The organism is Streptomyces sp. NPDC060028 (genome assembly GCF_042736725.1).
Lineage (GTDB): Bacteria > Actinomycetota > Actinomycetes > Streptomycetales > Streptomycetaceae > Streptomyces.
In genome coordinates this window covers 31,214-43,834 of sequence record NZ_JBHWVJ010000014.1, presented here as the reverse complement: position 1 = coordinate 43,834, position 12,621 = coordinate 31,214, and the positions used below count along the sequence as shown (strand labels likewise).

The window sequence follows — 12,621 nt, the reverse complement described above, 5'->3', positions numbered from 1 at the left end:
GAACAAGATCCACCGGGGTGAGTCGTCGCGCCTGCACCCGCCCGGCCCAACGCGGGGCCCAACGCCGGGCCCACCGCCTCGGTCCCGGCGGAGTCTCCGGCTCGCGCCTCGGGCTCCCGCGCGTCGGGCTCGCGCGTCGGGCTCGCGCCTCGGGCTCACCGCCTCCGCCTGGCGGCCCGGGCCCGCCGCCTCGGGTTCCCGTCCCTTGGCTGCGGCCCCGGGCTCAGACGCAGTCCTGCGCCGGAGCCACGTCCCGCAGCAGCTGCGTGAAGGCGGCCTCGTCGACGACCGGCGTGCCGAAGGCCTTCGCCTTGACCGTCTTGGAGGTCGCCGAGTCCGGGTCGTTGGTCACCAGCAGGCTCGTGAGCCGCGACACGCTCGTCGCGATGTGCAGCCCCGCCTCCACCGCGCGGTCCTCCAGCAGCTCCCGGTCCACCGAGGTGTCGCCGGAGAACGCGATCCGCATGCCCTGCTTGAGCGGCTTGCCGTCCTCGAAGCGCCCCGGGTTCGGGTGCGGGCACGGCGGCCGCTTGCGCGAGGGCCGCCAGCTGCCGCTCCCGTACGAGGCCTGGTACCCGATGCGCGGGACGGCGGGGGAGTCCGACCACTCCGTCAGCGGCCGGCACTCCAGCAGCGGCAGCCGCACGTTGTCCCGCGCGGCCGTGTGCAGCGACGGACGGAACGCTTCCGCCAGCACCCGGGCGTCGTCCAGCGCGTGGTGCGCGCGCTGCTGGACCACGCCGAAGTGCGCCGCGAGCGACTCCAGCTTGTGGTTGGGCAGCGGAAGGTTCAGTTCCTTCGACAGGGCGATGGTGCACAGCCGCTGACGGGTCGGCGCGGTCTCGGCGGCCCGCGCGTACTCCCGGGCGATCATCTGCCAGTCGAAGATGGCGTTGTGCGCGACGAGCACCCGGTCCGCGAGGCGGCCGGCGAACTCCTCGGCGATGTCCTTGAAGAGCGGCGCATCGGCGAGCACGTCACTGGTGAGCCCGTGGATCCACACCGGTCCGGGGTCCCGCTGCGGGTTGACCAGGGTGTACCAGTGGTCCTCCACATTGCCGTGCGCGTCGAGCCGGTAGACGGCGGCAGAGACTATCCGGTCGTCACGAGCGAGCCCGGTGGTCTCCACGTCGACGACCGCGTACCCCTGTGGGTAGGCGGTCGGCCACGTCGTCTCTGTGGTCGTACGGTCGGCGAGCATGGTCACAGAGGATATCGGCCCGGACCGACAGCCGGGGCCCGATGTCCTGTCAGCCCCGTTCCGTCACGAGGTCCCCGGCGCTCACCCGGGCGAAGGAATCCGGTACCCCGGCCGGCCCGGGGAGGAGCCGGTACGCCGTACCCGAAGCCCTTCGGGGCCACGCTCGCGGCCGTCAGCGCCGGGAACGCCCGCCCGTCCGCGGCCGGTTCGGCGGTGGCCGCGTCGGCGTCAGCGCGCGGCGTCCGGGCCTGCAGCGGCTCCAAGGCCGCGATCCGGGCGGCGAACCCGGCGGGCTCCCCGGAGGCCTGCGCCCGGGTGCGGGCGCGGCAGGTGGTCGAGGCGGCGTACGAGCTCCCCCGTGCGCTGACCGGCGAGCGCGGCCGCGTCCCCCTCGGCGAGGGCCTGCTCCAGCCGCGTCCGGGTGCGCGGCGGCGCTCTCCGGCAGCCCGGCCCCGAACGCCGCGCCGGGCGGCGGTCCCCCGTCGCCTTGATCCCGTCACGGGCGTCCGGCCGGGGGGAACCGACGGGCGTCGGGCTGCAGCAGGGCCGCGACCAGGGCCCGTACGGAGAGCCGGAAGAGCCGTTCGGGATCCGCCGGGCGGGCCAGGGCGCGGGCGAGCGGCGGGTCGTGGGGGGCGCCCGCCGGGTCCCAGAGCTCGCTTTCGGCCGGGGACTGGGCGGGGGAGCGCTCGCGATTGCGCTCCACGAGCACGAAGCCGATGATCTGGAACTGGATCGCGCGCACCGCGTCGGCGGCCCGGGCGCCGCGCAGCCCGGCCGCGTGCACCTCGTGGACCAGGGCCTGCTGCGAGGGCAGGAACATCCGCTCGGTGAGACCGCGTTCGTGGACCATCGCGATCAGGTGCGGACGCGCCCGCAGTTCCCGGCGCAGGATTCGGGCCACCGAGAGGATCCGCTCGGCGGGGGTCCGGCCGGCCGGGCGGATGGCGCCCATGTCCTGCACGGTCCGCTCCACGAGGGCGTCGAGCAGGGATTCGCGGTTGCCGACGTGCCAGTAGATCGAGGTCACCGCCGTGCCCAGCTCGGCGGCCAGTTTGCGCATGGTGAGGGCGGCCGGACCGTGCTGTTTGACGAGCAGCGCGGCGGCGTCCAGCACCTCGTCGCGGGTCAGGTTGGTTCTGGCCATGGGATCCGCCCACCTTTCTGTCGGTCCGTCAGTTCTCTTGGGTGCAGGGGTCTTTACCCTTCATCGGTGTCGGTGTAACTGTGTTACAGACCTTCCTCCCGGCTACCGCTGGGCGGTACCCCCAGAAGGGTGGTGCGAGTCATGGCACGCGTACGGTACGGAGCGCGCACGGAGGCCGAGATCGCGGCGTCGCGCGAGAAGAGTTCCAAGCTCCCCGACATCTGGTCCACCGGGGTGGTGGCCGTCTGGGAGAGCGACCCGGACGTGGTGGCGGCGGTGCTGCCGCCGCCGCTCAAGCCGGCCGAACGGCCCCTCGTACGGGCCAACATCAGCAAGGTGGACCTGCCCGGCTACCCGCTCGGCGCCGGCTCGGTGGCGGTCGCCGCCCAGCACGGCGGCGTCGAGGGCTGGTACCCGCTGGTCATGCCGATGACCCACGAGCGCGCCCTGGTCGGCGGCCGCGAGGTCTTCGGCGAGCCGAAGAAGCTGGGCGAGGTCACCGTGGAGCGCGAAGGGCTCGTCGTACGGGCCTCCCTCGCCCGGCACGGGATCGCCTTCGTGGAGGTGCGCGGCGCGGTGGACCGCGAACTGCCGCCGCCCGAGCCGACGGTGAAGACCGACTTCTACTTCAAGTTCCTTCCCGCCGTGGACGGTTCGGGCTTCGACGCCGATCCGGTGCTCGTGCACTGCACGCGCAACGAGAAGGTCCGCAAGCTGGAGCACGTCACCGGGGACGTGGTGCTCCGCGAGTCGATGTTCGACCCCGTGGCAGACCTCCCCGTACGCCGGATCGTGGAGATCACCATCGGCGAGAAGACCACCGACCAGAAGGGCCGGGTCGTCGAGAGGGTCAGCGCCCAGGCCCTGCTCCCCTACATCCACCAGCGCTACGACGACCCGATGCAGATCCTCGACGGGCCGCCCGAGGGGAGCGTCTGACATGCGACTCGAACCGGGACAGGTGGCCGTCGTCACCGGCGCCGCGAGCGGCATCGGCCTCGCCATGGCCCGCCGCTTCGCCGCCGAGGGCCTCAAGGTCGTCCTCGCCGACGTGGAGGAGGGCGCCCTGCGCAAGGCGGCCGAGGAACTTTCCGCCGAAGGGGCGCAGGTGCTGGCCAGGCCCGTCGACGTGAGCGAGCGCGACTCCGTGATCTCCCTCGCGGACGCCGCGTACGAGACCTTCGGAGCCGTGCACGTGCTCTGCAACAACGCGGGCGTCGGCTCCGGCGCCGAGGGCCGGATGTGGGAGCACGAGCCCAACGACTGGAAGTGGGCCTTCTCCGTCAACGTCTGGGGCGTCTTCCACGGCATCCAGGCCTTCGTACCCCGCATGATCGCCGCGGGCGGCCCCGGCCACGTCGTCAACACCTCCTCCGGCGACGGCGGCATCGCCCCGCTGCCCACCGCGTCCGTGTACGCCGTCACCAAGGCCGCCGTGGTCACCATGACCGAATCCCTCTACGCCCACCTCAAGGCGGAGGGCACGGACATCGGCGCCTCCGTCCTCTTCCCCGGACCGCACATGCTGCGCACCGGGCTGTGGGAGTCGCACCGCAACCGGCCCGAGCGGTATGCGAAGGAGAAGCCGCGCAAGGCCCCGTACCGCAGCCTCGACCAGTACGAGGCCGCGATGAAGCAGGCCGGCCACGAGGTGAACTTCACCCCGGTCGAGGAGGTCGCCGACCACGTCGTGGACGGCATCCGCGCCGGCCGCTTCTGGATGCTCCCGGCCAGCGAGCACAGCGACCGGCAGATCCGCGCCCGGTCGCAGTCGATGCTCGACCGCGCCAACCCCGCCTACCTGGAAAGCTTCATCCTCGACTGAGGGGCTCAGCCGTGACCGTGCCAGACGCCGCACACGAAGACCCGTATCTGATCATTTCCTCCGACTGCCACGCGGGCCTGCCGACCGAGCAGTACCGCCCCTACCTCGACTCCCGCTTCCACGCCGAGTTCGACGAGTTCCTCGGCCAGCAGGGCGCCCGCCGAGAGGAGGCCACCCGGCTCGGCGTGCGCAACGAGGCCTTCGCCGAGAAGTGGTTCCACGACCACGAGGAGGGCCTCAAGGGCGGCTGGGACTGCACCCAGCGGCTCAAGGAACTCGACGGCGACGGCGTGGCCGCCGAGGTCGTCTTCCCGGACGCCGACGCCGTCGACAGCCAGACCGCCGCCCCCTTCGGGGTGGGCCTCGGGCTCTCCGGTGACCAGGACCCCGAGCTCGGCATGGCGGGCGCGCAGGCGCACAACCGCTGGCTCGCCGAGTTCGTGGGCCAGAACCCCGAACGGCACTGCGGGGTGGCCCTGCTGCCCATCACCGGCGAGCCGTCGAAGGTGGTCGCCGAGATCCACCGGGCCAAGGAGTCCGGGCTGGGCGCGCTGATGATCCCCTCGATGTGGGTGGACAAAGCGCCGTACCACGACCGCCGCTACGACCCCGTCTGGGCGGCGGCGGCCGAGACCGCGATGCCGATCGTCACCCACTCGGGGGCCGCGCCCCGCCACGAGTACGGCGACCACCTCGGCATCTACGTCTCCGAGGTCACCTGGTGGCCGGCCCGGCCGCTGTGGTTCCTGCTCTGGTCCGGAGTCTTCGAGCGGCATCCCGGCCTGAAGTTCGGCGTCGCCGAGTCGGGCTGCTGGTGGTTGCCGAACCAGCTGTGGTTCATGGACCGGCTCTACCTCGGCGCGCACGGCGGCAAGAAGCTCTCGCCGTTCTCCGAGCTGAAGCGGCCGCCGAGCGAGTACCTGGACCGCCAGGTCTTCGTCTGCGCGACGAACACCAAGCGCCGGGAGCTCGCGCAGCGCTACGAGATCGGCGTCGACAACATCCTGTGGGGTTCGGACTTCCCGCACCCCGAGGGCACGTGGCCCGACACCCGCAACTGGCTGAGGAACACCTTCCACGACATCCCAGTCGGCGAGAGCCGCCGGATGCTGGGCCTGGCCGCGGCCGACGTCTTCGGCTTCGACACCGCGAAGCTGGCCCCGATCGCCCGCCGCATCGGCCCCACGCCGGCCGAACTGGGCCAGAGCGCGGACCAGGCGGCGGTGGAGGCCTCCTGGGCCCGCTCGCGCGAGGTGGGCCGCCACTGGCTGACGGACAACGACTTCCCGGTGCTGGGGGTGAACCCGTGACGTCCGCCGAGCGTTACACCGTCATCTCGGCGGACTGCCACGCGGGCGCGGACCTGCTGGACTACAAGCCGTACCTGGAGAAGCGGTACCACGACGACTTCGACGCCTGGGCCGCCACCTACGTGAACCCGTACGAGGACCTCCTCGCGGACACCGCCGACCGCAACTGGAACTCCCGGCGCCGGCTCTCCGAGCTGGAAGCGGACGGCATCGTCGCCGAAGTCGTCTTCCCCAACACCATCCCGCCGTTCTTCCCCAAGACCTCCCTGATGGCGCAGCCCCCGACGGCAGCGGAATACGCGATGCGCTGGGCCGGGCTCCAGGCCCACAACCGGTGGCTGGCGGACTTCTGCGCGGACGCGCCGGGGCGCCGCGCCGGGGTGGTCCAGATCCTGCTCAACGACGTGGAGGCGACGGTTCGCGAGATCCGCCGCACGAAGGAGGCGGGCCTGACGGGCGGCATCCTGCTTCCCGGTGTCCCGCCGGGCTCGGGCATCCCGGAGCTGTACTCCGCCTCCTACGACCCGATCTGGGCGGTGTGCGACGAGCTGGACGTCCCGGTCAACCACCACGGCGGCTCGGCCTCGCCGCCGCTGGGCGACGAACCGGCGGCCCGCGCCGTCTTCATGGTGGAGACCACCTGGTTCTCGCACCGAGCCCTGTGGCACCTCATCTTCGGCGGTGCCTTCCGCCGCCATCCCGGGCTGAAGCTGGTCCTGACGGAGCAGGGCTCCGGCTGGATCCCGGGCGTGCTGGAGATGCTGGACTACTATCACGGCCGCCTGGTCGCGGCCTCGGCGACGGCCGAGTCCAAATTCGGCGCGGGCCTCGCCGAGTCCATGGGCAAGGGCCCGGGGGAGGTCTGGCGGGACAACTGCTTCGTGGGCGCGAGCTTCATGCGCCCCCACGAGGTCCCGCTGCGGGACCGGATCGGCCTCGACAAGATCATGTGGGGCAGCGACTACCCCCACGACGAGGGCACCACCCCCTACTCCCGCGAGGGCCTGCGCATCGCCTACGCGGGCCTCCCGCGCGAGGAGGTGGCCGCCATGGTCGGCGGCAACGCGGCCCGCGTCTACGGCTTCGACCTCCCCCGGCTCGACGCGCTGGCGGCGAAGCACGGCCCGACGGTCACGGAGATCGCCGAGCCCCTGACAAAGGTCCCGCCCGAGGCCACCAGCCCAGCCTTCGCCCGCGGGGGCTCGGTCCGGGTCTGGTGACACCGCGGTCCCGCCGGGGTGGTTTCAGGCACCGAGCCTGAGTCGCCCCGGCGGGAACGCCCCGGTGCCCAGCACCTGGGTACTGCCCGAGAAGCTGACCCGTAGCTGCTCCAGATCGCCCAAGGGGCCGAGGTCGATCCCCGGACCGCACTGGTGGATGCTGAGCTGGGTCAGCGCCGGCAGCTCGCGCAGCGGTTCCAGCCCGGTGGCCAGTGTGCTGGTGCTGAGGTACAGGTCGGTGATCCCCTGATGGCGCACCAGAGCGTTCAGGTCGAGGGCGGACTGGTCGGACAGCTGAAGCGTTCGCAGCCGTGGAGGGGGAGCCATCTGCTCCAGCTCTGCGGCCTGCGCATCTCCGCTGAGGGTGAGCCAATCGAGGCCCGTCCACTCCTCCATGCCCTCCAGTCGTATCCGCCGCGCTCCCTTGTACAGCCCGAGGCCTTGGAGCGGACTGCTGACGGGCAGGTCAGCCACCCGGTCGATGCCGGGGGCCGGCTCGAAGTCGAGCCCGAGGTGGGCGAGGGCCGGCAGATCGGAGAGCGGCGACAGGTCCAGAGCGTCGGGGAGCCGGTAGAGGTAGAGGGTTTCCAGGGGGAGGCCGCGCAGCCCGTCCAGGCTCACGGTCCGACAGTCGTCGAGGCCCAGCAGGGCGAGGTGCTCCAGCGCGGCCAGTGCCGAAAGATCGCCGAGCCTGCTGTTGCCGCTGAAGAAGAGCCGCTTGACTTCCCGATGCCCCAGGATCTCGCGGGGGACCCCGAACTCGCCTTCCAGGCGTATCCGATCCAGGTGCCGTAGCCGCGGCAGCAGCGCCAACTGTTGTGCGGTGTACACCTGCAGGAAGGCGGCAGGTCCCAGGGTGCAGTCGGCGAGCAGTGCCTCGACGTACTCGACGGCGTCGAACCTGCGCCAACTGCCGGACAGTTCGTGGCAGACCGAGAAGCGGGTGTCCTCGCGGAAGGCGGCGACCAGGTCGAGTGCACGTGGCCCGCCCACGAGCGCCGCCGTACGGATGGTGGACGCGGCCTCCATCTCGGTCAGACCGGCCGGCTCGGGCAACAGCTCCAGCACCAGCTCGCCGGCCTGGGCGAGCTCCTCCGCCTGCGACAGGGACTTGGGCGGCAGCAGCTCCGCCGTACGGTCCTTTATCCGGCTCCAGACTGCCGGTGCCAACTCGGGTGCGTGCTCCAGACTGGTCGCGGCGAGCATGACCAGCCGGTGGTGATGGCCGGGTGAGGCGTCAGCCCGCTTCAGCAGCCTGTCGAGGAGGCGGTTGCGCTCGTCGAACCGGGCGTGACCCACAGCCATCCGGACGACGTCCTCCCAGGTGTCCTCGTGGGCGTGGCGGACGAGGAGGCCGAAGTCCCGCGCCTCCACGGCGGCTTTCGCAGCGAGGAAGTCCTGGAAGGTGCGGTGCACGAAGTCCACCGTGCCCTTTGCGGGCTCACGGAGCAGCCCGCTGCGGATCAGCAGGTGTTGGAGCATCCTGTCCGCTCCTCCCTGCACCGCGACGTGCGGCATGGCCGCCAGCCATTCGTGGAGCAGGTCGACCGCTTCGCCCCGTGTCACCTCCAGCCGGTCATTGCGGATCATCCAGTAGGCCAGGCGCTGCAACAGCACGATCTGCTCGTCCCTGGTCGAGTGGATGCTGTCGGCGATCTCCCGTTCGGTGTCCCGGCGGACGAGCAGCATGTCCAACCCGGCTTCGTACAGTTCTTTGCGCGCTCGGGGAAGGTACATCCTGCGGTCGCGGTTGAGCGCGCATAAAAGTGCGCACATGAGCGGATTCGTCCCGAGCCGTGTGAGGTCCCGTCGTCCCCTCACGGCCTTCAGCAGTGCCGTCTCGTACCGGCCGATCTCGTCCGCGTCCGTGCCGGGATCCGCCTCCGACCGGGCCGCGTCGTGCCATCGCGAGATGAACGCCGAGAGGTCCTCCCGTTCCATCGGCAGCAGGGAACAGGGGGTGAAGCCCTGGGAGAAGAGCCAGTCCTCGGGAACGGCGGGCGGGCGCGTCGTCACGACGTACCGCGCCTCGGGGAAGGCCGAGACCAATGAGCGCAGCCACTCCTCGGTGAGTGCGCGCATTCGCTGGGGCACCTCGTCCACTCCGTCGACCAGCACCAGCGCCCGGCCGCTGATCATCAGATCCTCCGCCCAGCCGGGCGGCGCGGTCAGCGGCACGCGGCTCGCCCGCAGGAACTCCTCGGGCCGCGGGAGGCTGTCCGAGGAGCTGAAGGAACGCATCCGCAGCACGAAGGGGACCAGGGTGTTCCAGGAGGACAGTTCGGGTTCGAAGGAGCGGGCGGCCGCATTCACCGCCAGCCACTGGAGGAGGGTGCTCTTCCCCGAGCCTGCCTGCCCGCGCAACAGCATCCGGTCCACTCCGGCCAGCGCCTGCTCCGTCTTGACCGTGGCGGCCTGTCCCGGCCCCGTCAGGCCCGTCTCCTCCCGTATGAGGTTGCCGCTCACCGCGAGGCTGATGTAAGCGAGGTCCAGGGGCCATTCCTGCCGGGCCCGGCTGACGGTCAGTCCGAACAGCCTGAGCCGCCCGTGCTGCCGGGCCACGTACTCGGCGTACCGCTCCTCGAAGGCGTGGGCCGCCGACCCTGCCGGCGGGCCCAGCCGTGCGCGGATGTCGTCCTGGGAGCGCTTCAGCTCCCCCGTCCGGCGGATCAGTTCCACCCCCGCCCGAGCTCCGAAGCCCGGCAGAGTTGTCGCGTATTCCACCGCGTGCTCGCAGCACAGCGCGACCAGTTCTCGGTACGCCGCCTCGGCCCCCGCGCTCAGGCCCGCCGGCGGGGTGTGGGCCAGGGCTGCCGCCGCCAGGGCCGTCGGGTCGAGGTCCGCCGCGAAGAGGGAGTGCGCGTCCAGGGTGCCCAGTGCGGCGAAGGCGTCGCCGACCGCGTCCACCGCGGCCAGGCGTTCGTGTTCCGGGAGCCGGGTGGCCGCCTCTCCCAGGCGGGTGGCCAGGGTCTGCGCCAGGCGGCGGATCTCCGGGTCGCCCAGCTCGGCCGGGCGGCGCCAGCGGGCGGCCGGTGCCACCGGGTCCGGCGCCAGGCCCGCCCCCGGTGTGCGTCCCAGCAGCGACTTCGCCAGCGCCCCCGCCGCCGTGCCCGCCACCCGTAAGAGAACCGTCTCGAAACCCGTCATTCCCCGCCCTCCCCTCGGCCCGGACATCATCTCGCGAACCCGCGGTAACCCAGATGGATACCGATCGGTAACAACCCCTAGCGGCGCCCCCGAACGCGCCTCTATGGTGCGGACATGCCGAACCTGCCCGATGTCGTGCTGTGGTCCATACCCGCCTTCGTGCTGCTCACCGTCGTAGAGCTGGTGAGCTACCGGATCCACCCCGACGAGGACACCGCCGGGTACGAGACCAAGGACGCCGTCACCAGCGTCGGCATGGGACTCGGCAGCCTCGTCTTCGACCTGCTCTGGAAGATCCCGGTCGTCGCGATCTACACCGCCGTCTACGAGCTCACCCCGCTGCGGGTTCCCGTGCTCTGGTGGACGCTCCTGCTCATGCTGCTCGCGCAGGACTTCTGCTACTACTGGCAGCACCGCGGGCACCACGTCATCCGGATCCTGTGGGCCTGCCACGTGGTGCACCACAGCAGCCGCAAGTTCAACCTGACGACCGCCCTGCGCCAGCCCTGGACCAGCGCCACCTCCTGGCCGTTCTACCTGCCCATGATCGCCCTCGGCGTGCATCCGGCCGCCGTCGCGTTCTGCTACTCGGTGAACCTCGTCTATCAGTTCTGGATCCACACCGAGCGCATCGGGAAGCTGCCGCGCCCGTTCGAGTACGTCTTGAACACCCCCTCCCACCACCGCGTCCACCACGCCTCCCAGGGCGGCTACCTGGACCGCAACTTCGGCGGGATCCTGATCGTCTGGGACCGGTTGTTCGGCTCCTGGGTGGGGGAGACCGACAAGCCCGTCTTCGGCCTCACGAAGAACATCAGCACCTACAACCCGCTGCGGGTCGCCACCCACGAGTACGCCTCCATCGCGCGCGACGTACGCGCCGCCCGCAGCTGGCGCGAGCGCGCCGGACGCGTCTTCGGCGGCCCCGGCTGGCAGCCCGCGCAGCCCACCGCCCAGCCCGCCGCCCAAGCCGCCGCCCCGGAGCAGGAGCGCGTCGCGTGAGCGCCACCGCCCCCCGTACGCCGTCCTGGGCGCGCCCCGTCCCCGATGCGGGCGGCGCCGGCCGGGTCCTGCTCGCCGCCTTCGGCGCGGCCGCCGTCGTCGACCTGGCCTCGCTGCTGGCGGGCTGGCACCTCGGGCACGTCCTGGCCAAGCCGGTGCTGATGCCGCTGCTGGTGGCCCACGTGCTCACCCGCGGCGCGCCCCGACTGCTGGTCGCCGCCCTGCTGTTCGGGTGGGGCGGGGACCTGGCCCTGCTCTTCGACGCCGACGCCGCCTTCCTCGTCGGCATGGGCTCCTTCGCCGCCGGGCACGTCTGCTATCTCGTGCTCTTCGGCCGGGGCAGGACGAGCCCCGCGCTCGGGGGCGCGTACGCCCTCGCGCTCGTCGGGACCGTCGCGCTGCTCTGGGGCGACCTCCCGGCCGACCTGCGCGTGCCCGTCGCCGGATACAGCCTGCTGCTCACCACCATGGCGCTGCGCTCCAGTGCCCTCGGCCGGGCGGCGGGGCTCGGTGGGGCGCTGTTCCTGCTCTCCGACACCCTCATCGCCACCGGCGTCGCCGAGTGGCCCCAGCTGCCCCGCCCGGACTTCTGGATCATGGCCACGTACCTCGCCGCCCAGTACCTGCTGGCCGTGGGCGCGCTCACCTCGGGGCGGGCGTACCGTGGGATGGTCATACAAGACTGAACGATCCACCCCCGAGCCGGAGGACTGCACCACCATGCGCGCCACCGTCATCCACGCCCCGCACGACATCCGCGTGGAGGAGGTGCCCGACGCTGCGATCCAGCGCCCCGAGGACGCCGTCGTCCGCGTCCTGCGTGCCTGCATCTGCGGCAGCGACCTGTGGGCCTACCGCGGCGAGGCCCAGCGCCAGCCCGGCCAGCGGATCGGCCACGAGTTCCTCGGCATCGTCGAGGAGACCGGCTCCGCCGTGTCCGGCCTGCGGCCCGGAGACCTCGTCGTGGCCCCCTTCATGTGGTCCGACGGCACCTGTGAGTACTGCGCCGAAGGCCTTTACACCTCCTGCGAGCACGGCGGCTTCTGGGGCTCGGTCGGTCACGACGGCGGCCAGGGCGAGGCCGTCCGCGTCCCGCACGCCGACGGCACCCTGGTGAAGCTGCCCGCCGAGGCCGCGTCCGACGACCACCTGCTGACCGGGCTGCTCGCGCTGTCCGACGTCATGGGCACCGGGCACCACGCCGCGCTGGGCGCCGGCGTGCGCAAGGGCGCCACGGTCGCCGTCGTCGGTGACGGCGCGGTCGGCCTGTGCGGCGTCCTCGCCGCCAAGCGCCTCGGCGCCGAGCGGATCATCGCACTGGGCCGCCACACCGCCCGTACGGACATCGCGAAGCTCTTCGGGGCCACCGACGTCGTCGCCGAGCGCGGCGAGGCCGCCGAGGCGGCCGTCCGCGAGCTCACCGGCGGCCGGGGCGCGCACGCCGTCATCGAGGCGGTCGGCACCGAGGTGTCCATGCGCACCGCCGTGAACATCACCCGCGACGGCGGGGCCGTCGGCTACGTCGGCGTTCCGCACGGCAGCGGCACCGGACTCGACCTCGGCGTCATGTTCGACCGCAACATCACCCTGCGCGGCGGTGTGGCCCCCGTCCGGGCGTACATTCCGGAGCTGCTGGAGGACGTGCTGGCCGGCACGATCGACCCGGCGCCCGTCTTCGACCGGGCCGTCTCCCTGGACGAGGTCCCGGACGGCTACCGCGCGATGGACGACCGCAGCGCGCTCAAGGTGATGATCAAGCCCTGAGCCGG

The 12,621-nt window shown here is 72.1% G+C and carries 10 protein-coding genes; 7 read left to right on the top strand and 3 right to left on the bottom strand.

Annotation, left to right across the window (positions count from 1 at the left end; translation table 11 throughout):
• Positions 1-223: 223 nt before the first annotated feature.
• Both ACFWBF_RS10135 and ACFWBF_RS10130 read right to left on the bottom strand, forming a co-directional pair.
• On the bottom strand, positions 224-1,207 hold the full coding sequence (locus tag ACFWBF_RS10135; RefSeq protein ID WP_385598070.1) for a DEDDh family exonuclease: 984 nt from the start codon (positions 1,205-1,207) through the stop codon (positions 224-226).
• A 490-nt stretch (positions 1,208-1,697) separates the two neighbouring features.
• Positions 1,698-2,348, bottom strand: a complete 651-nt coding sequence (locus ACFWBF_RS10130) for a TetR/AcrR family transcriptional regulator (RefSeq protein ID WP_385598067.1) — start codon at positions 2,346-2,348, stop codon at positions 1,698-1,700.
• A gap of 141 nt (positions 2,349-2,489) precedes the next feature.
• Here ACFWBF_RS10130 and ACFWBF_RS10125 point away from each other — a divergent pair, with 141 nt between their 5' ends.
• The 4 genes from ACFWBF_RS10125 to ACFWBF_RS10110 are packed head-to-tail and all read left to right on the top strand — an operon-like array spanning position 2,490 to position 6,703.
• Positions 2,490-3,287 carry an acetoacetate decarboxylase family protein gene (locus ACFWBF_RS10125; protein ID WP_385598064.1) on the top strand — a complete coding sequence of 266 codons (798 nt, stop codon included), beginning with the start codon at positions 2,490-2,492 and terminating at the stop codon, positions 3,285-3,287.
• Position 3,288: 1 nt separating this feature from the next.
• Entirely contained in the window at positions 3,289-4,173 is an 885-nt protein-coding gene (locus ACFWBF_RS10120; protein WP_385598062.1) for an SDR family NAD(P)-dependent oxidoreductase, read from the top strand.
• Between the two features lie 17 nt (positions 4,174-4,190).
• A complete protein-coding gene (locus ACFWBF_RS10115; RefSeq protein WP_385598265.1) occupies positions 4,191-5,483 on the top strand; it encodes an amidohydrolase family protein in 1,293 nt (430 codons plus the stop codon).
• Positions 5,480-6,703 carry an amidohydrolase family protein gene (locus tag ACFWBF_RS10110; protein ID WP_385598059.1) on the top strand — a complete coding sequence of 408 codons (1,224 nt, stop codon included), beginning with the start codon at positions 5,480-5,482 and terminating at the stop codon, positions 6,701-6,703. Before ACFWBF_RS10115 ends, ACFWBF_RS10110 begins: the two co-directional genes overlap by 4 nt.
• 24 nt (positions 6,704-6,727) lie before the next feature.
• On the opposite strand, the gene ACFWBF_RS10105 is transcribed toward ACFWBF_RS10110, so the two are convergent.
• Positions 6,728-9,850 carry an NACHT domain-containing protein gene (locus tag ACFWBF_RS10105; RefSeq protein WP_385598057.1) on the bottom strand — a complete coding sequence of 1,041 codons (3,123 nt, stop codon included), beginning with the start codon at positions 9,848-9,850 and terminating at the stop codon, positions 6,728-6,730.
• A 114-nt stretch (positions 9,851-9,964) separates the two neighbouring features.
• Here ACFWBF_RS10105 and ACFWBF_RS10100 point away from each other — a divergent pair, with 114 nt between their 5' ends.
• From ACFWBF_RS10100 to ACFWBF_RS10090, 3 genes are read left to right on the top strand one after another with little or no spacing between them, the layout of a single operon-like run.
• Complete coding sequence (locus ACFWBF_RS10100) at positions 9,965-10,852, top strand: sterol desaturase family protein (RefSeq protein WP_385598054.1); 888 nt, start codon at positions 9,965-9,967, stop codon at positions 10,850-10,852.
• Entirely contained in the window at positions 10,849-11,538 is a 690-nt protein-coding gene (locus ACFWBF_RS10095) for a lysoplasmalogenase (protein WP_385598052.1), read from the top strand. The genes ACFWBF_RS10100 and ACFWBF_RS10095 overlap by 4 nt, the downstream gene beginning before the upstream one ends.
• 34 nt (positions 11,539-11,572) lie before the next feature.
• Positions 11,573-12,616, top strand: a complete 1,044-nt coding sequence (locus tag ACFWBF_RS10090) for a zinc-dependent alcohol dehydrogenase family protein (protein WP_385598049.1) — start codon at positions 11,573-11,575, stop codon at positions 12,614-12,616.
• The last annotated feature ends 5 nt before the right edge of the window (positions 12,617-12,621 follow it).